This is a genomic window from Acidaminococcus sp., assembly GCF_050873445.1.
Lineage (GTDB): Bacteria > Bacillota > Negativicutes > Acidaminococcales > Acidaminococcaceae > Acidaminococcus.
Map to the genome: position 1 here is coordinate 38,303 of NZ_JBNMIU010000009.1, position 21,087 is coordinate 59,389.

The 21,087-nt window shown below is 54.6% G+C and carries 19 protein-coding genes; 18 read left to right on the forward strand and 1 reads right to left on the reverse strand.

Annotated elements, in window-relative coordinates:
* Window positions 1–7: 7 nt before the first annotated feature.
* The 5 genes from ACR0QW_RS02875 (at window position 8) to ACR0QW_RS02895 (ending at window position 7,782) form a co-directional block, all read left to right on the forward strand.
* Entirely contained in the window at window positions 8–1,447 is a 1,440-nt protein-coding gene (locus ACR0QW_RS02875; protein ID WP_432642223.1) for a YfcC family protein, read from the forward strand.
* A gap of 126 nt (window positions 1,448–1,573) precedes the next feature.
* The gene (locus ACR0QW_RS02880) at window positions 1,574–3,064 is read left to right on the forward strand and encodes an inorganic triphosphatase (RefSeq protein WP_432642224.1); all 1,491 of its coding nucleotides are present in this window, start codon (window positions 1,574–1,576) and stop codon (window positions 3,062–3,064) included.
* A 185-nt stretch (window positions 3,065–3,249) separates the two neighbouring features.
* Window positions 3,250–5,793 (forward strand): ATP-dependent chaperone ClpB, encoded by a 2,544-nt coding sequence (gene clpB, locus ACR0QW_RS02885; protein ID WP_432642225.1) that lies wholly within the window; start codon window positions 3,250–3,252, stop codon window positions 5,791–5,793.
* 110 nt (window positions 5,794–5,903) lie between these two features.
* Entirely contained in the window at window positions 5,904–6,380 is a 477-nt protein-coding gene (locus ACR0QW_RS02890) for a MarR family winged helix-turn-helix transcriptional regulator (RefSeq protein ID WP_432642226.1), read from the forward strand.
* On the forward strand, window positions 6,373–7,782 hold the full coding sequence (locus ACR0QW_RS02895; protein ID WP_432642227.1) for an MFS transporter: 1,410 nt from the start codon (window positions 6,373–6,375) through the stop codon (window positions 7,780–7,782). Before ACR0QW_RS02890 ends, ACR0QW_RS02895 begins: the two co-directional genes overlap by 8 nt.
* 123 nt (window positions 7,783–7,905) lie before the next feature.
* Here the strand turns inward: ACR0QW_RS02895 and ACR0QW_RS02900 are convergent, their stop codons facing one another.
* Complete coding sequence (locus tag ACR0QW_RS02900) at window positions 7,906–8,466, reverse strand: hypothetical protein (RefSeq protein ID WP_432642228.1); 561 nt, start codon at window positions 8,464–8,466, stop codon at window positions 7,906–7,908.
* Between the two features lie 156 nt (window positions 8,467–8,622).
* On the opposite strand from ACR0QW_RS02900, the gene ACR0QW_RS02905 reads away from it, so the two are divergent.
* From ACR0QW_RS02905 to tuf, 13 genes are all read left to right on the forward strand, one after another.
* Window positions 8,623–9,615, forward strand: a complete 993-nt coding sequence (locus ACR0QW_RS02905) for a hypothetical protein (protein ID WP_432642229.1) — start codon at window positions 8,623–8,625, stop codon at window positions 9,613–9,615.
* Between the two features lie 20 nt (window positions 9,616–9,635).
* On the forward strand, window positions 9,636–11,000 hold the full coding sequence (locus tag ACR0QW_RS02910) for a phosphomannomutase (protein ID WP_432642230.1): 1,365 nt from the start codon (window positions 9,636–9,638) through the stop codon (window positions 10,998–11,000).
* 15 nt (window positions 11,001–11,015) lie between these two features.
* Window positions 11,016–12,005: a UDP-glucose 4-epimerase GalE gene (gene galE / locus ACR0QW_RS02915; protein WP_432642231.1), complete on the forward strand. Its 990-nt coding sequence runs from the start codon at window positions 11,016–11,018 to the stop codon at window positions 12,003–12,005.
* 5 nt (window positions 12,006–12,010) lie between these two features.
* The gene (locus ACR0QW_RS02920; protein WP_432642232.1) at window positions 12,011–13,975 is read left to right on the forward strand and encodes an ABC-F family ATP-binding cassette domain-containing protein; all 1,965 of its coding nucleotides are present in this window, start codon (window positions 12,011–12,013) and stop codon (window positions 13,973–13,975) included.
* Window positions 13,972–14,661, forward strand: a complete 690-nt coding sequence (locus ACR0QW_RS02925; protein ID WP_432642233.1) for a uracil-DNA glycosylase — start codon at window positions 13,972–13,974, stop codon at window positions 14,659–14,661. The genes ACR0QW_RS02920 and ACR0QW_RS02925 overlap by 4 nt, the downstream gene beginning before the upstream one ends.
* Window positions 14,662–14,682: 21 nt before the next feature.
* Window positions 14,683–15,450, forward strand: coding sequence for a threonine/serine ThrE exporter family protein (locus ACR0QW_RS02930; RefSeq protein ID WP_432642234.1), 768 nt, complete (start codon window positions 14,683–14,685; stop codon window positions 15,448–15,450).
* Window positions 15,451–15,459: 9 nt separating this feature from the next.
* Complete coding sequence (locus ACR0QW_RS02935) at window positions 15,460–15,930, forward strand: threonine/serine exporter family protein (RefSeq protein WP_432642235.1); 471 nt, start codon at window positions 15,460–15,462, stop codon at window positions 15,928–15,930.
* 71 nt (window positions 15,931–16,001) lie between these two features.
* The gene (locus ACR0QW_RS02940) at window positions 16,002–16,355 is read left to right on the forward strand and encodes a cupin domain-containing protein (RefSeq protein ID WP_432642236.1); all 354 of its coding nucleotides are present in this window, start codon (window positions 16,002–16,004) and stop codon (window positions 16,353–16,355) included.
* A gap of 344 nt (window positions 16,356–16,699) precedes the next feature.
* A complete protein-coding gene (locus ACR0QW_RS02945) occupies window positions 16,700–16,954 on the forward strand; it encodes a L7Ae/L30e/S12e/Gadd45 family ribosomal protein (RefSeq protein ID WP_432642237.1) in 255 nt (84 codons plus the stop codon).
* 66 nt (window positions 16,955–17,020) lie between these two features.
* Window positions 17,021–17,404, forward strand: a complete 384-nt coding sequence (gene rpsL / locus ACR0QW_RS02950; RefSeq protein WP_012939266.1) for a 30S ribosomal protein S12 — start codon at window positions 17,021–17,023, stop codon at window positions 17,402–17,404.
* 47 nt (window positions 17,405–17,451) lie between these two features.
* On the forward strand, window positions 17,452–17,922 hold the full coding sequence (rpsG, locus tag ACR0QW_RS02955; protein ID WP_071141976.1) for a 30S ribosomal protein S7: 471 nt from the start codon (window positions 17,452–17,454) through the stop codon (window positions 17,920–17,922).
* A gap of 23 nt (window positions 17,923–17,945) precedes the next feature.
* Window positions 17,946–20,033, forward strand: a complete 2,088-nt coding sequence (gene fusA / locus ACR0QW_RS02960) for an elongation factor G (protein ID WP_432642238.1) — start codon at window positions 17,946–17,948, stop codon at window positions 20,031–20,033.
* A gap of 28 nt (window positions 20,034–20,061) precedes the next feature.
* A partial coding sequence (gene tuf / locus ACR0QW_RS02965; protein WP_432642239.1) for an elongation factor Tu occupies window positions 20,062–21,087 on the forward strand: 1,026 nt, incomplete at its 3' end.

Here is a 21,087-nt window from a genome sequence, read left to right on the forward strand (position 1 = left end):
AGTTGTTATGACGGAAACAAAGCAAGACACCGTGCAGAAGCCGGTGAACAAAAAAGTATCGGTACCCAGTCCGATCATCATCATTTTCTTCATCTTGATCTTAACGGCCATCGCTACTTACATCGTCCCGGCCGGCGTGTTTGACCGGGTGAAGGATGCTTCCAGCGGACGGATGGTGGTGGATCCCAATACCTTCCACTTTATCGCCAGGCATCCGGCTGGTTTCTTTGATGTGTTCAAGGCAGTGCCTCGCGGCGTGAAGAGCGCCAGCAGTATCGTGGGCTTTTTGATGATCATCGGCGGAGCCTTGAACGTAATGGCGGCCACCGGTGCCATCGAAGGGGCCCTGGGCCATGTGGTGACCAAGGTGAAGGGACGGGAGATGCTCATGATCCCCGTGCTGCTTACCATCATGACCTGCCTCAGCTCCTTTGCCGGGTGCAGTGAAGAGTATATTGCCTTTGTGCCTCTGATCATGGCCGTGAGCTACGCTCTGGGTTTCGACTCCATTGTGGCTGTGGCTATGCCCCTGGCGGCTGTCAGCGGCGGGTACGGCGCCGGGGTGACCAATGCTTTTACCGTGGGCGTGGCCCAGAGCATTGCCGGGCTGCCCATGTTTTCCGGCATCCAGCTGCGTGTGGTGATGCTGGCGGCTCTGATTGTGATCAACGTCATCTATACCTTGTGGTATGCCCGGAAGATCAAGAAGAACCCTGAGAAAAGCTATACCTATGATTATGACCAGATCATTAAGGAAAACATGGATCTGACTGCTTACGAAGGGAAGGACAAGTACATGACCGGCCGCCAGAAAGTGATTATGGGCGGCTTCGTGGTTACCATCGCTGTCATCCTGGTTGGGGTCATCAAATATGGCTTCTATATGGATGAACTGGCTGCCCTGTTCCTGATGATGGCCGTATTCGCCGGCATTGTGGGACGGCTGAGCATCAATGAATTCGCCAATACCTTCATCGGCGGCGTGAAGAATATGGCCATGCCCTGCATGATGGTTTCCCTGTGCAAAGGGGTGACGCTGCTTATGGGCGACAGCAAGATCCTGGATACCATCATCCATTATCTGGCCGGTGGCCTGAACCTGTTCCCGCAGTCCCTTCTGGGCTTCGGCATGTTCATTGTACAAGATGTGTTCAACATGGTGGTGCCGTCCGGGTCCGGACAGGCTGCCATCACCATGCCCATTATGGCGCCGCTGGCTGACCTGGTGGGAATTACCCGGCAGTCTGCGGTACTGGCCTTCCAGATGGGGGATGCTTTCACCAACATGGTGACCCCTGCCAGCGGCACCACCATGACGGTGCTGACCGTGGCCGGGATTCCGCTGCGGCGCTGGTGGAAATTCGCCTTCCCGCTGCTGGGCCTGGAATGGATTTTCGCATTCGTAGTGATGTGGTACGCTACGATCACCAAAATCGGACCGTTTTGAGTCAAAAGCTGTCGCCTGCGGGCGGCAGCTTTTTTGATTCCATGAATTTCCCGGGGTATAGCCAAATGGAGAATCCTGCTTGTCTCCTGTCTGTGCTACAATGAAAAGATAACATAGGGGAGCGTGATGGCAATGGCCAATGGACAGGAAAAAGAAATCAAACTGACTTCTACGAAAGAAGCCCGGAAGAAGTTCTTCCAGCTGCCTCTGGTGAAGAAAAAAATAGTGGCAGGCAGCCAGCATACCCTGAAGCTGTGGAACCAGTATCTGGATACCCGGGATCGGAAATTGTCCCGGACGGGGATGGCCTACCGGATCCGCCGGACCGACGGCAGGACCTTTGAAGCCACCATCAAGAGCCGGGGCGAAACCGTAAATGGATTTTCCCGGCGGGCGGAATATACTGTGCCTCTAAAACAGGATCAGCCAGTGCTTCGGGGCTTTGATCCTCAGGTGGATCAGAAACTGCAGGCCCTGCTCCAGGAAGATGAGCTGCTGCCGCTGTGCACGGTGGAATTTACCCGGAAGGTAGCCCTGCTGCAGCTTTCTGCCGTGACGGTGGTGGAAGCGGCTGTGGATACGGGGACTATCAAAGCCGGGGGCAAAGAAGCCCTGATCGGGGAAATCGAACTGGAACTGAAGAAGGGACAGGAACGGGAACTTCTGCGTTTTACGGCAGGACTGTCCCTGGAGATTCCCCTGCTGCCGGAGGAACGGAGCAAGTTCAGCCGGGGACTGGCCCTGCTGGAAAAAAACACGCCCAAAACCAAAGAAAGAGCGGACATTCCCTCCTGGACGAAAGACGCGGATCCGGTAATCCTGTGGCGCAGCCTGGCCCGGAAAGCAGCTGGAACGGCGTTGGACAAACTGGCACTGCAGGTGGATGAAGAATTGGATGTCCAGGGTATGCTGTATACACTGCGGCAGCTGAGAGGCCTGTGGCTGGTGGGACAGGACTTCCTGTCTCTGAGAACCTGGAAAAAAGGGAAAAAACTTCTGACCGGACTTCAGGAACAGCTGGCCCCCCTGGCTTATCTGACAGGGCTTTCCGATGGGAAGTCCAAACCTTTTCCAGAGGAACTGCTGCCTCTGGGACCAGGACGGAAATGGCTGGATGACCAGTGGGCAGCTGCAGCCCGAAAAGCAGCGGAGGCCTGCGGGAAAGAAGTGCGGGCGGTCCTGTGGCAGCTGCTGTACCTGTGTACCCTGGCCCATGCAAAAGCAGGAATTGCTGATCTGGGCACCCTGCTCCAGCGTCAGTGGAATGTCTGGCTGCAGGAGGAACAGCTGCTGGCCGATGGGGGTAAAACCAATCCCTGGGACCGGAAAGAACAAATGGAGAAACTGGAAGGCCTGCTGGCCTTGACTTGGGGCCTGGGCGGAAAACGGCTGCAGAAACGGGGCCGGGTCTATGAGGATCAGTGGTGGAAGCACTGCCTCAGTTACGCACGGACCAGAACTCTGGAAGAAGGGGCGGAACAGGTGGATGACCGGCCTTTGAGCCTGGCTCTGGCAGCTCTGTGCGGCCAGGAGGGGCTGCGCACGGAAAAACGCCGGAAACGGGCCTGGAAAGCGGGAAAAGACTTTTATAAGGAAATGGTCAAACACAAGGCATGAACCTGTTTTTGAGAAAAAATCAGGGAAAAGTCAAAAAATCGAAAAAATCATTTGACTTTTTGACTTTTAACGTGTAGAATAAAACCCGGGAAGTGGAAAAGGCTTCCCGGGCCTTATTGTTTACAGGCTCTGAAACGAAACAATTGCATCCATTTGATAGGGAAATGGAGTTGGAGGTGTTTGTTATGCAGGCAGAACGCTTGAGTGATGAAGTGAGAAGTTTATTGGAAGCTGCCCAGCAGCAAGCCGTCATGAATTATAACCCGGAACTGACTACGGTCCATCTGCTGTCCGCTATGTGCGGTCAGCCGGATGGGTTCTTCAAGTTCGTACTGAAAAGCCTGAATGTGGATGAGACCCAGTTCAGTCGGGAAGTGGACCATCTGGTCAAACAGATGCCCTCGGTGAAAGGTACGGATCAATTGGGGATGAGCACAGGCCTGGCCCGGGTGTTCGCTCTGGCAGAAAAGGCTGCAGGGCAGAACCAGGTGACGGCCTCTCATCTGCTGGCTGCCCTGTGTGAGGATGGGGATACCGAAGTGGTGAACTTGTGTAAAAAGTATGGGATTACCCGTAGTGCCATCCGCGGTCTTATCGATAAATACGAAAACAATGGGGATGCGGACGAAAACCGCAAGACTCTGGAGAAATTCGGCCAGGATCTGACCCAGAAAGCCAGGGATGGCAAACTGGATCCGGTCATCGGCCGTGATGATGAAATCCGTCGGACCATTGAAATCCTGTCTCGCCGGAAGAAGAACAACCCGGTGCTGATCGGTGAACCCGGTGTCGGCAAGACTGCCATCGTGGAAGGACTGGCCCGCCGGATCGTAGCTGGTGATGTGCCGGAATCTCTGAAAAATAAGACCCTGTATGCCCTGGATCTGGCTTCTCTGGTGGCTGGTGCCAAATATAGAGGGGAATTCGAAGAACGGTTGAAGAAAGTCCTGAAAATCGTATCCGATTCCGCCGGCCAGATCATCATGTTCATCGATGAACTGCACACGGTGGTGGGTGCCGGTGCTTCCGAAGGCTCCATGGATGCCGGGAATATCCTGAAACCCATGCTGGCCAGAGGGGAACTGCGCTGCATCGGTGCCACGACCCTGAAGGAATACCGGAAGTATATTGAAAAAGATTCCGCTCTGGAACGTCGTTTCCAGCCCGTACTGGTGAAGGAACCCAGTGTGGAGGATACCATCTCCATCCTGAGAGGCCTGAAAGAACGGTACGAAGTGCATCATGGCGTCCGGATCAAGGATTCGGCCCTGGTGGCTGCTGCTACCCTGTCCAATCGGTATATCAATGACCGGTTCCTGCCGGATAAGGCCATCGATCTGGTGGATGAGGCAGCTGCCCGTCTGCGGGTGGAAATCGACTCCATGCCTACGGAACTGGATGAAAGCCGCCGTCGGATGCTGCAGCTGCAGATCGAGGAACAGGCCCTGTCCAAGGAAGACGATGAGGCTTCCCTGGCTCGGCTGGAGAAAATCAAGGAAGAACTGACTACGCTGAAGGCCGAGAATGACAAACTCATGGCTCAGTGGAAGGAAGAAAAAGGCGGCATTGCCAAAGTCCGTCAGGTGAAAAAGGAAATTGACAATGTGAAGAAAGAGATGGAAGAGGCTGAACGGACCTACGATCTGAACAAGCTGGCAGAACTGAAGTACGGCAAACTGCCGGAACTGCAGAAGCAGCTAGCTGCCCTGGAGAAGGCCGAGCAGTCTGACAAGCGCCTGCTGAAGGAAGAGGTGGATGAGGATGATATCGCCAAGGTGGTCAGCACCTGGACGGGTATTCCTGTGAACCGTCTGATGGAGGGCGAAAAGAAAAAACTGGCTCACCTGCCGGAAATCCTCCACAAGAGAGTTATCGGCCAGGATGAGGCTGTAGAAGCTGTCAGTGAGGCTGTGATCCGGGCTCGGGCAGGCATCAAGGATCCCAATAAGCCCATCGGTTCCTTCATTTTCCTGGGGCCTACCGGTGTGGGCAAGACCGAACTGGCCAAGACGCTGGCCGAAGTGCTGTTCAATGATGAAAAGAGCATTATCCGTATCGATATGAGTGAATACATGGAGAAACATACGGTTTCTCGTCTGATCGGTGCGCCTCCCGGCTATGTCGGGTATGAAGAAGGCGGCCAGCTGACGGAAGCAGTACGGCGTCATCCGTATTCCGTGATCCTGTTCGATGAAATCGAAAAGGCCCATCCGGATGTATTCAACGTGCTTCTGCAGGTGCTGGATGATGGCCGTCTGACCGATGGCCAGGGCCGGATGGTGGACTTCAAGAACACTCTGATTATCATGACCAGTAACCTGGGTTCCCATGAAATCATGGAGAAGAAGGGCAGCATCAGCAAAGAAGAAGTCCGCAGCATGCTGATGAAATTCTTCCGTCCTGAATTCCTGAACCGTGTGGATGACATCGTGGTCTTCAGACCGCTGCAGGAAGAACAGCTGAAGGATATCGTCAAACTGATCCTGAAACACCTGGGTGATCGTCTGCACAGCCAGCAGGAACTGACGCTGACTGCTACTGACGAAGCTGTGGCCTATCTGGCCAAGGCCGGGTTCGATCCTGCCTTTGGTGCCCGTCCGCTGAAAAGACTGATTGTCCATACGGTGGAAACTGTGGTGAGCAACAAGATCGTCAGAGGCGAAATCCAGAGCGGAGATCACATCGAAGCAGTGCTGAAAGACGGCAGCATCGATGTGGTGAAAAAGTAAACAGTGACCTGTACAGGGGGTATCGCATAAGCGGTGCCCCTTGTTTTTTACGGGAAAACGGCGTATTATTTACCTTTGGTAATTACTTGAGGTAAATAAAGGAGTAGATCATGGAACTGGCATTGACGAAACGCTTCCTGTTGGCTTGCCAGGAAGCAAAAGGCATTGTTGAAAAGCAGCCCCGTCTGCCCCGGGGCATGAAATCGGGCCATGTGCGGGTAGTGGACACCATCCACCAGCTGGCTGAGAAAAAAGTCCAGGTGCGCACTGGTGATGTGGGCCGGGCCATGGGCATTACCCAGCCCAGCATCACCCGGCTGATCCACGAATTGGTGGAGATGGGGTATGCAAAACTGCACCAGCTGCCGGAGGACCGAAGGGTCTATATGGTGGCTCTGACCCAGGCTGGAGAAGCCTTCTATGAACGGTATGTGCGGCAGTTCCATCAGTGGCTCAATGGAGAACTGGAAGGCCTGGAACTGGCCGATGTGGAGGTGGCTATCCGGGTGATCCATCAGGTAGCTCAGGTGATGGACCGTGTGGAAGACTGCTTTGCGGAAACAGAAAAGGAGATATACCATGAATAAAGAACCCAAAGAATTTGTCCGCCGGGCGGATGCCAAACTGTTCCTTTCCATCGTAGCGGCCGGCCTGCTTTCCTTTACGGGCGTGGTGATTGAAACGGCCATGAACGTGACCTTTCCTACGCTGATGCGGGAATTTTCCGTGGGGACTTCCACGGTGCAGTGGCTGACCACTGGCTATCTGCTGGTGCTGGCCACGGTGATCCCCACTTCCAGCTTTTTGAAGCATCGCTTTCCCCTGAAGAAACTGTTTGTAGTCGGGAACCTGCTGTTTTTGAGCGGGACGGTATTGGATGCGGTGGCCGGAAGTTTTCCCATGCTTCTGCTGGGGCGGCTGTTCCAGGGGGCGGGTACAGGCATCGGCCTGCCGCTTATGTTCAACTTGGTGCTGGACCAGGCTCCTCTCAATAAAATCGGTACCATGATGGGGGCAGCCATGCTGGTGTGCGCCCTGGCCCCGGCAGTGGGGCCATCCCTGGGAGGCTTTATCGTAGGCCAGTTCGGCTGGCGCATGATTTTCGTGGCCCTGGTACCCGGACTGCTGTTTTCCCTGGGGGCCGGGCTCTATGCCATCCGGCAGTCGTCGCCTTACGGGCCCCGGGCCTTTGATTCCTTCGGGCTGGGCTGTCTGGCTGTGGCCTTTTCCTGTCTGCTGCTGCTGTGCAGCTATGCTTCCAGTCTGCCGGTTCTGCCCTGTCTGGGGCTGGCGGCGTTGGGACTCCTGGCGGTAGAGATTTTTCTGCGGCAGGAGAACCGGCTGCTGCAGCGGGGAAAAGCACCTCTCCTGAACTTGGACGTGTTCCGGTCGGTGTCTTTTGACGGAGCGGTACTGGGGCTCCTGCTGGTCCAGTTCCTGTGCCTGGGTATCGGCTTTTTGCTGCCCAACTATGCCCAGCTGGTGCTCCGGGCGGATCCCTTTTCCGCCGGATGCATCCTGCTGCCTGGCTGCCTGGTGGGAGCGGCTCTGGCTCCGGTGAGCGGACGGCTCTATGACCGGCTGGGGGCAGCGAAGCCTCTTCTTGTGGGCAGCCTGTGTCTTCTGCTGAGCCAGGTGGGGTACAACCTGGTGCTGGGAACGGTCGGGATTTTGGGACTGACCCTGGTTTATGTGATCTTTACCGTGGGGCAGGGCCTTTCCGCCGGAAATATCCTGACTTACGCCATGGGGCAGCTGCCGGCGGCCATCCAGCCGGACGGCAATGCGGTGTGCAATACGCTGCAGCAGCTGGCCGGTGCGGTGGGTACAGCCATGGCGGCGGCTCTGGTAGCCGCCGGTCAGCAGGCCGGACCGGATCTGTCCACGGGTACCGGTCTGGGTACGGCCCATGCCTTTATTCTTTTGCTGGTGCTGGCCCTGTGCCAGGGAATCTGCATATTCTGGGCATTAAAAAAGGGCCGCCGGTGAGGGCGGCCTGATCAAAGGTGTCGTCATCCGTCACTAGCCCTTCGTCACTAGTCGATGGAGGCCAGCTGATGCTGGCAAAAAGACAGGAGCTGCGAAGGATGATTCACAGCTCCTGTCTTTTCTTTATTTCTTTGCGTTTTTTGTCAGCTCAGTGGCGGCTTCCCGGATGATACCGGCCAGCAGGGTATCGGATGAATATTCGCTGCTGGTGCGGTCATCGGTGAGCTGGTAGATGGTCTCACCGTTCTTGGTCGCCAGGAAACTCAGGCTGGCATAGGAGGTACCGGCACTGGTCAGCTTTTTTCCCTTCCTGTCGGTGGTGACTTCAGCGCCTGGAGTGGCAGGTTCTGCTCCCACACGGTTCAACTGCACCTGCAGGGTGATGGTGTTGCGCAGCTGTTTATCGGGCAGCATGACCGGATTGTTGTACAGGGTGACGCCTTTCTTCTTCAAATCCTGCTGCAGGGTCAGGAAGGTCTTGCGGACGGCATCGTCGTCCCGGACGAAGGAAGGATGGGCTTTCTGGAAGTCCGCATCCTGACGGCTCAAGTTTTTCAGATAAACGACTTTCAAGTGTTTAAAAGGAAAGGTATTGCTCTTCCAGCCGCTGCGTGCAGCACCCGCCGTCAGGGGCAGAGCCAGCAGCGTCACCAGCAGGGTGGCCAATGCCAGGAATTTTTTCATGGGTGTTCCTCCTCTATGCATTCTATCTTTTCATTTTACAACGGAAAAGGATGTGTTTCAACGGGTTTTCGTTTTGACTATCGTCTGGAATCGGGCTATAATTTGTAGAGCTAGGCGTATCCATAGCAGATACAGTGCAGGAAGGAGGCTTTTGTCATGCCAATACCGCTTGTTGTATGGGCGGCTGCCGGGATTGGTGCAGCCGGCCTGAAATTATACAAGAGCGCTACCAGCGCAGAGAACATGGTGAAAAATGCCATTGAACGGTACAATGAAGAGCGGTTCAAGTTCTATAAGGTCCTGGAACAGTTGACTCCGGAAGTGGAGAACCTGGGCCATCTGAAACTCCATGTATGGGGCTGTTATGACAAGGTCTTCGCCATTTTGGAGAAAATCGACAATTTGCCCGGACATTATACGTATAAGAGCCACAAAAATCTCCATATGCTGCCCCAGGATGTGCGGAAACTGAAACGGATCCGCCAGGTGGTGGAACGGATCCAGAATAAAAAACTGGATACAGAAGGTACCGGCATGCTGACGGTGCTGGCCCTCCAGGGCGGGGCGGCCAGTTCCTACAGCCAGTCGGAGCTGGAACGGGATGAGGCCAAGCTGGTTATGGAAAGGATCATGGATCAGCCCCTGTATACTTCGGAAGTGACGGTCCTGGATGAAATGAGCGTCCTGGAATCCATCATGTGCTTCCCCAAGGTCCTGCGGCCCGGCTATTTTTCCGATAAGGACGGGTCGAAGATGACCAAGGACCAGGCGGTCCATTTCAAGACGGATACGGATACCCAGTCCCTGCTGCTGGCCGATGCGGAAGCCCGGGGGCAGCGCCTGCTGGAAGTAGTGGCCCATGTGCGCAAGACCATGGAACTTCTGAAGAACGAGCAGCGGGAACAGATCCAGTATCTGCAGCACCTGCTTACCACCAAGAACGACTATAGTCTGTTTACTCTGGAGGAAAAGGACCGGCTGAACTTCCTGGTGGCCATCGGGTTCGTCCTGCGGGAACTGGCCCGGACCGATATCGTGTTAAAGAATGGCAGCATGGCCATCCTGAACCGGAGTGGCCTGCGGGTTCCTCTGAGCAAGGCCCAGGATTTGCTGCCGTCTGAAAATCTGGCATTGCTGGATGAAAAATAAAAGGGTGAGGAGAGAGTATCGTGATCAGCACAAAAGCATTTAAGGCCTATGACATCCGGGGCATCGTACCGGAGGAAGTGAACGAAGACCTGGCGTACCGTCTGGGGCGTTCTCTGGTCTGGTACCTGAAAGCCAGGAAGCTGGTGGTGGGTCACGATATCCGCCTCAGCGGACCGGCCCTGAGCAAGGCTGCTGTGGACGGCATGCGGGACGCCGGTGCTCAGGTACTGGATCTGGGCCAGTGCGGCACGGAAATGATTTATTTTGCCACTGCCCATCTGAAGACAGATGGGGGTATGATGATCACTGCCAGCCACAATCCCAAGGACTATAACGGCATGAAGCTGGTACGTTCGGAAGCCCGGCCTATTTCGGCGGATACGGGTCTGCAGGAGCTGGCGGAAATGGTGACGGCCGACGATTTCGAGACCCGGGTGCCCAAAGCGGACAAACGGGGCGGCTATGAAGAAATCAACATTGTCCCCAGTTATGTGGAACATTTGCTTTCCTATATCAATGTGAAGAGCCTGCTGCCTCTGAAAATCGTGGCCAACCCGGGCAATGGCGGCGCCGGTCCTATTGTGCGGGAGCTGGCCAGACATCTGCCCTGTCAGTTCTTCATGCTGAACGAGACCCCGGACGGGAATTTTCCCAACGGGGTGCCCAACCCGCTGCTGCCGGGCAATCGGGCAGCCACGTCTGAAGCTGTGAAAAAGGTGGGCGCCGATCTGGGCATTGCCTGGGACGGGGATTTTGACCGCTGCTTTTTCTTCGACGAGAACGGCCGGTTCATTGAAGGGTACTATCTGGTGGGCCTGTTTGCCCAGTACTTCCTGAAGAAGCATCCGGGCAGCAAAATCCTGTATGATCCCCGCCTGACCTGGAATACGGAAGACATCATCGCCCGCTATGACGGAGAACCGGTGCGCTGCAAGAGCGGTCATGCTTTTATCAAGGAGTGCATGCGGAGGAACAACGTGATTTACGGGGGCGAAATGAGTGCCCACCATTATTTCCGTGACTTCTCCTACTGCGACAGCGGGATGATTCCCTGGCTGCTGATGATCTCCCTGATTTCCACTTCCGGTATGACACTCAGCCAGATGGTGGATGCCCGGATCGCTGAATATCCCTGCAGCGGGGAAATCAATCTGAAGGTGAAGGATGCGGACGAAATCCTGGAACGGCTGTCCAAATTTTTCAGATCCGGGATCCAGGACCGGATGGACGGGCTGAGCGTGGTCTACACCGAATGGCGCTTCAACCTGCGGAAATCCAATACGGAACCGGTGGTGCGTCTGAACATCGAAACCCGGGGCGATAGGGATCTGCTGAAGCAGAAAATCCGGGAAATGCTGGAACTGATCGGCGGAGAAAGAGCATAGGAGGAGTTTTTGGGAATGAACGTACTGGTAACAGGGGGAGCCGGGTACATCGGCTCCCATGTGGTGGAAGAACTGACGGCCAACGGGTATACGCCCATTGTGTACGATAACTTCAGCACCGGTCATGTGGATGCGGTGTCGGAAAAAGTACAGCTGATCGAAGGGGATATCCATGATTTCAATTTTTTGAAACATGTGCTGGGGGAATATGAAATTGATGGGGTGCTCCATTTTGCGGCCAGCAGTCAGGTAGGCGAATCCATGACGAACCCGGGAAAATACTACTACAACAACGTGGCCGGGACCCTGGGGCTCCTGGATGCCATGCGGGAAGCCGGCGTGGACCAGCTGGTGTTCTCCTCCACGGCTGCTGTATATGGGGAACCGGAACAAGTCCCCATTACGGAAGACATGCCCCTGTGTCCCACCAATGTGTACGGCCGGACCAAGCTGATGATTGAAAGGATGATGGAAGACTACAGCAGGGCCTATGGCCTGCGCTATGTGGCCCTGCGCTACTTCAATGCCGCTGGTGCTTCCCTGCTGGGGAACATCGGGGAAGACCACCGGCCGGAGACCCATCTGATCCCCCTGATTATCCAGGCGGCTCTGGGCCGGCGGGACAGCGTGTCCATTTTCGGGACGGATTATCCTACCCCGGATGGCACCTGCCTGCGGGACTACATCCACGTAAAAGACCTGGCCAGTGCCCATGTACTGGCCATGAACCACCTGAAAGAGGGCGGCAGCAGCCGGGTGTATAACCTGGGGACGGAAAACGGTTTCTCTGTGCGGGAAATCATTGAAACGGTGAAAAAGGTCACCGGCCGCAGCTTTGCGGTGAAGGAAGAAGCCAGAAGAGCCGGGGATCCGGCCAAACTGATCGCTTCTTCGGAAAAAATCAAGAAGGAGCTCCATTGGGAACCCCGCCACAGCAACATCGAAGAGATCGTGGCTACGGCCTGGCGGTGGCATGAGGGTCATCCCGAAGGATACGAAAAATAAGCAGTATGGATATTTTAGTTACCGTGGACGGCTTGAAAAAAAGTTTCGGCGTCCACGATATTTTTCAAAATGTAAGTTTTACCATCCGGCAGGGTGAAAAAGTGGGCCTGGTAGGGGTCAACGGCTCCGGCAAGACCACCCTGCTACGTTGCCTGCTGGATCCGGACTTTGCGGACGGAGGTACGGTGAAGTTCGCCGGAGAGCTGCGACTGGGCTATGTGGAACAGGGCTTCGATGATTTCCGGGAGGAGACCATCTGGCAGTTCATGCAGCATGCCTGCCCGGATATCCTGAACCTGCGGGACAAGATGCAGAAACTGGAAGAAGCAAGCGGCAAAGCCAGGGGAGACGAGCTCCAGGGGATCCTGGATCAGTATGCCCGTACGGAGAGCCGTTATGCCCATCTGGACGGATACCATTACGAAAGCAATATCAAACGGGTGCTCATTGGTCTGGGCTATCCGGAGGAAACCTGGGAGAACCGGGCAGATAAGCTGTCCGGAGGGCAGAAGACACGGCTGCAGCTGGCGGCGGCCCTGGTGAATTCTCCGGATCTGCTGATCCTGGACGAACCCACCAACCACCTGGACATCGTCATGAGCGAATGGCTGGAAAAATACCTGCGGGAATTCCGGGGCGGTGTGCTGGTGATTTCTCACGACCGGGCATTTTTGGACAATGTGGTGGATGACATCCTGGAAATGGAAGAAGGTACCATCCATCGGTTCAAGGGAAATTATTCCCGCTACCTGGAACAGAAGGAAGTGCAGGTACTGACCCAGACCCGGGCCTACGAGGCCCAGCAGGAATACATCGCCCGGCAGGAGGCCTATATCCGCCGGTTCAAAGCGGGCATCAAGAGCAAGATGGCCCGGGGACGCCAGTCCCAGCTGGACCGGCTGGAACGGATCGATGCACCGGTGCAGGAGGAAGAGTTCGAACTGCGCCTGCCCCATGCCACCGAATGCGCAGAAAAGGTGATTATGCTGGAACACCTGGATGTGGGCTACCCCGGGACGACACTGCTGCAGGATGTGGATCTGACCCTGCGCCGGGGTGAGAAGGTGGCCATCATCGGCCCCAATGGCTGCGGCAAATCCACCTTGCTGAAGACCATCCTCCAGGAACTGCCGCCCCTGAAGGGGGATGCCCGCATCGGCAACCGGGTGAAAATCGGTTACTTCTCCCAGAGTTACGAACGGCTGGATGAGAAGCAGACCATCATGGAGAACTTCCTGACGGAGTACGGGCTCACTGACGAGCAGACGCGGCGCCTTTTGGGGAGCATGATGTTCCATGGAGAAGATGTGTTCAAGGTGATCGGCACCCTGTCCGGGGGCCAGAAAGCCCGTCTGGTACTGTTGAAACTGGTCCTGGACGGGGCAAACTGCCTGCTCCTGGACGAACCTACCAACCATCTGGATATCGCTGCCAAGGAGGCGGTGGAAGCGGCCCTGGAAACCTTTGACGGCACCGTGCTGCTGGTCAGCCATGACCGGTACCTGGTCAATGAGGTGGCTGAACGGATCTGGGCAGTGGAACAGGGTCATGTGGCTGATTACAAGGGCAACTACGATTTCTACCTGGCAGAACGGCAGAAACGGCAGGCTGGGGCTGCAGTGGCGGTACCTGCAGCGAAAAAGAACAGGGAGAAGGCAGAACCTGAAAATGCAGAACAAGCAGCGCCTGCTCCGGAAACCAAGAAAACGGCTGCTCCCGGACAGGCGGAGAAAAAGCCGGAGAAGAAACCTTACAGTCCCGGCGAGGCTCAGAAACTGCTGCCCCAGGTGGAACTGAAGATCCGGGAGTACGAAGCACTGCAGAAGGTGCTCAGCAATCAGATCGCCGACCCGGCCAACCAGCAGGATCTGGCAACCAGTACTCGCCTGGCCAATGAGTATGCGGAACAGGAGAAGATCCTGGACGGGCTCATGGAAAAGTGGGAGAAACTGATGGAGTCTTTGGAATGACGATTGAAGAATTTTTACAGAAATTGCAGCACTTCCACGGGGAGAACTGCTTCAATCCCTGGGGAGACTATGATCCCCAGTGTGATATCGGACCCCAGGCGCCGGTGATCCGGTCAGCCAATCTCCGCCGCTACCTGGAACTGCGGAAAGGTGCCCGTTTCCTGTTCATTGCCGAGGGTCTGGGCTACCAGGGCGGTCATTTTTCCGGTATGGCCATGACCAGCGAGCGGATCCTGCTGGGCCACCATGCCACAGTACGCCCGGAAGTGGTGCTGGGCGAAGGCTGGGACTACCGGCGGACTAGTAATCCGGAAAGCCCGCTGCTGAACCGGAAACAGCGGGAAGAGGGGTTCAACGAACCTACGGCTACCATCATGTGGGGAGAACTGGCCAAGCAGGGACTGGCTCCCTTTCAGACCGTGCTGTGGAATATCTTCCCCTTCCATCCCCATAAATCCTCCGGCATTTTGACCAACAGGACTCCCACCGGGCCGGAACTGGATATAGGTATCCGGTTTGCCTGGGACCTGCTGGCACTGCTGCCTGGAATGAAAGTCATCGCCATCGGGCGGAAAAGCGCTGGTACCCTGGAAAAATACGGGGTGCCCTGTGCGGCGGTGCCCCATCCTTCCATGGGGGGAGCCAACCGGTTCCGGGAGGCTGTGGACCGGCTGTTCAGCGAATAAGAATGGGCAAAGGAGTATGCCATGAAAAGTACCTTAGCTTCCATGAGCAAGGAGCAGGTGTTGAAAATCGCCTTGACTGCGGGCAAGATCCTGCTGGTCAGCGGGGCGGAGACCTACCGGGTGGAGGATACCATGCTGCGGATCTGCCACGAGGGCGGCATGCACACCATTGCTTCTTTCTGCACGCCCTCTCTGATCATGATCGGAGAGGAGACGATGGAGGGAGCCAGCCTCATGTACCGGGTGACAGAACGGGGCACGGATCTGACGCTGATCAGTGAGGTCAACTCCATGAGCTTCCAGATGCCCCACTGGAATAAGAGTTTCCAGGACACCATGGCCATGCTTGCGGAAAAGACCATGCGCAAACCCCGCCCGGCCCGGGAGGACATCTTCTGGTCGGGGCTGGCCGGAGGCTTCTTCGCTGTGGTACTGGGAGGCGGTGTGCTGGAATTTGCGGCGGCCTTCCTGGGTTCCCTGTTTTCCATGGCCTTTGTGAAGGCCCTTTCTCCCTTTCGGCCAAGCAACTTCTGGGCCACTACCATGGCCGGAGCCATCATCTGTCTGACCGTGGTGCTGTTCCGGAAAGTATGCCCGGATATGGTCATGGAACTGGCCATTGCCGGCGGTGCCATGCCCTGGCTGCCTGGCATGGCCTTTACCAACGGGATCCGTGATTTCATGGCTGGCGATCTGCTCAGCGGTACCTGCCGGGCCGGGGAAGCTATTTTCCTGGTGGTGGGGGTGGCTGTGGGGATCGCCACTGTCCTGGGCATTCTGTATATGTAGGAGGCTTGTATGCCACTGGCTGCGACCATTTTCATCAAAACCCTGTTTTCCTTCTTTGCCACAGTGGCGTTCGGGAAACTGTTCAACTGTCCCAAAAGCTGCCTGTATAAGGCCGGCTTTGTAGGCATGGTGGGCTTCGGGGTCTATATCATCCTGCTGAGCGGGTTCGGGCTCAGCTCCATGCTCAGTAACTTTGCAGGTACGGTGGCCCTTTCCATCTGCAGCGAGATTTTTGCCCGCTGGTATAAACAGCCGGTGCCCATCTTCTCCATTCCCGGAGTCATCCCTCTTGTACCCGGACTGCCCCTGTACCGGGCCATGAACTATACCATGCTGGATTCCTACAGCATGGGGATGCATACATTCGTGTCGGCAGCCCTGGACGCCATGGCCATTGCCATGGGGATCCTGCTGGTGTCCGGCCTGGCCAAGGTGTACAAGACCAGCCGCCAGCTCATGGCGAAAAAAAGCGGCAAATGAGGTCCTTTCTTTTGCAATGGGAGGGGAATTTGGCTATAATACCCATAGAGAATACAGAGGAGGAGATTGCCATGGCAGTTTTCACAACGAAAGAAAAGCAGACGGTGGAGAATCCTGAGACCGGCACCATTGAAAAGGAAATCCTGCTGGATCCCAAGTATTTCAACGGCACCAATGATCTGTTTGCCCAGATTACCTTGCATCCGGGCTGCGCTGTGCCTATCCATCAGCATCTTGGAAACAACGAGACCTATTATCTGCTGAAGGGTGAAGGGGAATACACCGATGAAAACAGGAAACTGACCGTAAAGGCCGGTGATGTGACCTTCTGTACTGACGGCAGCACCCACGGACTGAAGAATACGGGAAAGGAAGATCTGGTGTTCATCGCCTTGATCAGCAATACTCCAGGGTATAAACGGTAAGATCCCATGAAACAGGAACTGTTCTTTGGACGGTTCCTGTTATTTTTTTTGAATCAATTTGTAAATTCTTTGTGAAAAAATAAATTTCTATACAGCCAGCCAGACCAATTTGAGGCCAAAAACGAGAAAACTCAGCTGTTTTACCGAAGTGCTGCTGCCCGAAACACAAGGAAAAACGCCATTGCTTACATCAAAAAGAAACACTAGGAACTGTGTAATGAAAGAAGCGCATAAAATGTGGGCTAAAGCACAAAAAATATTGAGAAAAACCTTGACATTGGGTGTCAAGGATGTTACAATACCACAGTGTCACAGAGGGGTAGTATGTCTTTTGGAGGTGTCAAATGTTTCTCGCAGACGTAAAAAACGGTTCGCCGGTTGTAGTCGGTGTGAAGCAATCCCAGAAGGCTATCGCCCGGGATCAGGCTGTTGGAGTCCTGATCGCCCTGGATGCAGATGAACACGTGACGGGCCCCGTAAGGGACCTGTGCGGAGCCAAGGGCATCGTCGTGGAGACGGTCCCCACCATGCAGGAACTTGGCAAGGCCTGCGGCATCCACGTGGGAGCATCCGTTGCTGCTGTGCTTCAAATCCGGTAGAATCTTCTGCTTTGCGGAAGATCTTCATAATCATTAAATCTTATTCTCGAGAAAGGAGGTGCCGGAATGCCTACAATCAACCAATTGGTTCGTAAAGGTAGACAAGTTATTACTCAAAAATCCACGGCGCCAGCATTGAAAAATTCACCGCAAAAACGCGGTGTCTGCACGAGAGTGTACACCACCACTCCGAAGAAACCTAACTCTGCTCTGCGGAAGGTTGCTCGTGTCCGTCTGACCAATGGTATTGAAGTAACTGCTTACATCCCTGGTATTGGCCATAACCTGCAGGAACACAGTGTTGTCCTGATCAGAGGCGGAAGAGTCAAGGACCTTCCTGGTGTTCGTTATCACATCATTCGCGGTGCATTGGATACCGCCGGTGTTGCTGACCGCAACCAAGGCCGTTCCAAATACGGCGCTAAACGCCCGAAAGCAGCTAAGAAATAATTAGACTGCCAGCTGTAGAATGAGAAAATAACGAAGGAGGAATACAGATGCCGAGAAAAGGTCCTGTAACCAAAAGAGACGTATTACCGGATCCAGTATATGGTTCCAAACTGTTAACCAGATTCATCAACAAAATTATGCTCGACGGCAAAAAAGGTGTTGCTGAGCGTATCGTATATGATGCATTCGATCTGATCCATTCCAAGACTGGGAAGGATCCCATGGAAGTGTTCGATGCTGCCATGAAGAACGTAATGCCCGTTCTGGAAGTTAAAGCTCGCCGGGTTGGCGGTGCCAACTACCAGGTCCCTGTCGAAGTAAGAGCTGACCGGAAAACCACGCTGGGTATCCGGTGGCTGGTCAACTATTCCCGCCTGCGCGGTGAAAAGACCATGTATGAACGCGTAGCTGGCGAACTGATGGACGCTGCCAACAACACTGGCGCTGCTGTCAAGAAACGTGAAGATACGCACAAGATGGCTGAAGCAAACAGAGCGTTTGCTCACTATCGCTGGTAAGATTCCTTAAGGAGGAGTAATTCGTGGGTAGAGAGTTTCCCTTAAAGAAAATTAGAAACATCGGCATCATGGCTCACATCGATGCCGGTAAGACTACGACCACGGAACGGATCCTGTTCTACACCGGCAAGACTCACAAGATCGGTGAAGTTCATGATGGTGCTGCCACCATGGACTGGATGGTTCAGGAACAAGAACGTGGTATTACGATTACTTCCGCTGCTACGACTTGCCATTGGAAAGGCCATTCCATTAACATCATCGACACCCCGGGCCACGTTGACTTCACCGTAGAAGTTGAACGTTCCCTGCGTGTCCTGGATGGCTCTGTGGCTGTATTCAGCGCCAAGGGCGGCGTTGAACCCCAGTCCGAAACCGTATGGCGTCAGGCGGAAGAATACAATGTTCCCCGTATCGCTTATGTCAACAAGATGGATACCACGGGCGCTGACTTCTTCAACGTAATCCAAATGATGAAGGATCGTCTGGGTGCCAACGCTGTTGCTATCCAGATCCCTATGGGCGCGGAAGACAGCTTCGTTGGTCTGGTTGACCTGGTAGAGATGCAAGCCATCATCTACGGCGATAAACTGGGTAAAGATGAAGAGTTTGAACCGATTCCTGAAGAATATGTGGAACAGGCTCAAAAATATCGTCAGATCCTGCTGGAAGCCATCGTGGAAAGCGATGACAACCTGATGGAAAAATACCTGGAAGGCGAAGACCTGACCAAAGAAGAAATCAAGAGCGCAATCCGGAAGATGACCTGCCAATGCAAACTCTTCCCTGTGACCTGCGGTTCTTCCTACAAGAACAAAGGCGTACAGCCTCTGCTGGATGCCATCATCGATTACATGCCCTCTCCTCTGGATGTACCTGCTATCAAAGGGACCAACCCTGAGACCGGCGAAGAAGAAGAACGTCCTTCCGACGATAAAGCTCCGTTCGCTGCACTGGCCTTCAAGATCGCTACCGACCCCTATGTCGGCCGTCTGGCTTTCTTCCGGGTATACTCCGGTACCCTGAGCGCTGGCTCCTATGTGTACAACGCCAACAAGGAAAAGAGAGAACGTATCGGCCGTATCCTGCGGATGCACTCCAACCACAGAACGGAAATCAATGATGTATACGCCGGCGATATTGCTGCTGCTGTGGGTCTGAAAGACACCGGCACCGGTGATACTCTGTGCGATGAAAAAGCTCCGATCATCCTGGAATCCATGGTCTTCCCTGAACCGGTTATTTCCGTAGCCATCGAACCGAAGACCAAAGCTGACCAGGAAAAGATGGGCATTGCCCTGAGCAAGCTGGCTGAAGAAGACCCGACCTTCCGTGTCCGCACGGATCCGGAATCCTCGCAGACCATCATCTCCGGGATGGGCGAACTTCACCTGGACATCATCGTTGACCGTCTGAAGAGAGAATTCCACGTAGACTGCACTGTGGGCAACCCGCAGGTGGCTTACAGAGAAACCATCCGCAAGGAAGTTGAAAGCCAGGGCAAATTCGTCCGTCAGTCCGGTGGTAAAGGTCAGTACGGCGATTGCTGGCTGAAACTGACTCCGCTGCAGGCAGGCGAAGGCTTCAAGTTCGAAAACAAGATCGTTGGCGGCGCTATTCCGAAAGAATACATTGCCCCTGTTGAAGCAGGTGTCAAGGAAGCTATGGAAAACGGTGTTGTGGCCGGTTACCCCATGGTGGATATCGGTGTCACCGTATTCGATGGTTCCTACCACGAAGTCGACTCCTCTGAAATGGCATTTAAGATTGCCGGTTCCATGGGCTTCAAGAACGGTGCCCTGAAAGCTAACCCCGTTCTGCTGGAACCGTACATGAAAGTGGAAGTCACCATCCCTGAAGAGTACATGGGCGACGTAATCGGCGACCTGAACTCTCGCCGGGGCCGTATCGAAGGCATGGAAGCCAGAAGCGGCGCACAAGTCATCACGGCTTATGTTCCCCTGTCCGAAATGTTCGGGTATGCAACGGACCTGCGTTCCAAGACCCAGGGCCGCGGCAACTACTCCATGGAAGTAGACCATTACGAAGAAGTTCCTAAGAATATCGCAGAAGCGATCATTGCTAAAAATAAAGGAACTGCACAGGGCTGAGCCTTGTGATCATTAGGAGGATATAACAATGGCTAAAGAGAAATTTGAAAGAACCAAACCTCATGTGAACATTGGTACCATTGGTCACGTTGACCATGGTAAGACCACTCTGACTGCGGCTATCACCAAAGTCCTGTCCGAAACTCCGGGCTGCAAAGCCACTTTCGAAGCTTATGCCGATATCGATAAGGCTCCGGAAGAAAGAGAACGTGGTATCACCATCAATACTGCTCACGTTGAATATGAAACCACGAAGAGACACTATGCACACGTTGACTGCCCGGGGCACGCTGACTATGTAAAGAACATGATCACCGGTGCTGCACAGATGGACGGTGCCATCCTGGTTGTTTCCGCTGCTGATGGTCCTATGCCTCAGACCCGTGAACACATCCTGCTGGCTCGTCAGGTTGGCGTACCTGCCATCGTAGTGTTCCTGAACAAATCCGACCAAGTAGACGATCCTGAACTGATCGAACTGGTTGAAATGGAAGTCCGTGAACTGCTGAGTCAGTACGGCTATCCTGGAGATGAAGTACCCATCGTTGTGGGCTCCGCTCTGAAAGCTCTGGAAGGCGACAAGGAACAGGAAGACAACATCCGCAAACTGATGGAAGCTGTCGATGACTATATCCCGACTCCTGTCCATGACCTGGCTAAACCCTTCCTGATGCCTATCGAAGACGTATTCACCATCACCGGTCGTGGTACCGTAGCTACCGGCCGTGTGGAACGTGGTGTGATCAAAGTCGGCGACACTGTTGAAATCGTTGGTCTGAAAGACGAAAAGAAACAATCCGTTGCCACCGGTCTGGAAATGTTCCGCAAGACCCTGGATCAGGCTGAAGCCGGCGATAACATCGGCTGCCTGCTGCGTGGTATCGATCGTACTGAAGTAGAAAGAGGTCAGGTTCTGGCTAAACCCGGCACCATCCATCCTCATACGAAATTCAAGGGTCAGGTTTACGTACTGACCAAAGAAGAAGGCGGCCGTCATACTCCGTTCTTCAACGGCTATCGTCCGCAATTCTACTTCCGCACTACCGACGTTACT

Coding starts and splice junctions, on each gene's coding strand:
- rpsL (WP_012939266.1), top strand. CDS start 17,021: ATGCCTACAATCAACCAATTGGTTCGTAAAGGTAGACAAGTTATTACT.
- ACR0QW_RS02880 (WP_432642224.1), top strand. CDS start 1,574: ATGGCAATGGCCAATGGACAGGAAAAAGAAATCAAACTGACTTCTACG.
- ACR0QW_RS02890 (WP_432642226.1), top strand. CDS start 5,904: ATGGAACTGGCATTGACGAAACGCTTCCTGTTGGCTTGCCAGGAAGCA.
- ACR0QW_RS02920 (WP_432642232.1), top strand. CDS start 12,011: ATGGATATTTTAGTTACCGTGGACGGCTTGAAAAAAAGTTTCGGCGTC.
- ACR0QW_RS02925 (WP_432642233.1), top strand. CDS start 13,972: ATGACGATTGAAGAATTTTTACAGAAATTGCAGCACTTCCACGGGGAG.
- ACR0QW_RS02945 (WP_432642237.1), top strand. CDS start 16,700: ATGTTTCTCGCAGACGTAAAAAACGGTTCGCCGGTTGTAGTCGGTGTG.
- ACR0QW_RS02900 (WP_432642228.1), bottom strand. CDS start 8,466: ATGAAAAAATTCCTGGCATTGGCCACCCTGCTGGTGACGCTGCTGGCT.
- rpsG (WP_071141976.1), top strand. CDS start 17,452: ATGCCGAGAAAAGGTCCTGTAACCAAAAGAGACGTATTACCGGATCCA.
- ACR0QW_RS02905 (WP_432642229.1), top strand. CDS start 8,623: ATGCCAATACCGCTTGTTGTATGGGCGGCTGCCGGGATTGGTGCAGCC.
- ACR0QW_RS02930 (WP_432642234.1), top strand. CDS start 14,683: ATGAAAAGTACCTTAGCTTCCATGAGCAAGGAGCAGGTGTTGAAAATC.
- clpB (WP_432642225.1), top strand. CDS start 3,250: ATGCAGGCAGAACGCTTGAGTGATGAAGTGAGAAGTTTATTGGAAGCT.
- ACR0QW_RS02875 (WP_432642223.1), top strand. CDS start 8: ATGACGGAAACAAAGCAAGACACCGTGCAGAAGCCGGTGAACAAAAAA.
- ACR0QW_RS02940 (WP_432642236.1), top strand. CDS start 16,002: ATGGCAGTTTTCACAACGAAAGAAAAGCAGACGGTGGAGAATCCTGAG.
- ACR0QW_RS02895 (WP_432642227.1), top strand. CDS start 6,373: ATGAATAAAGAACCCAAAGAATTTGTCCGCCGGGCGGATGCCAAACTG.
- ACR0QW_RS02935 (WP_432642235.1), top strand. CDS start 15,460: ATGCCACTGGCTGCGACCATTTTCATCAAAACCCTGTTTTCCTTCTTT.
- galE (WP_432642231.1), top strand. CDS start 11,016: ATGAACGTACTGGTAACAGGGGGAGCCGGGTACATCGGCTCCCATGTG.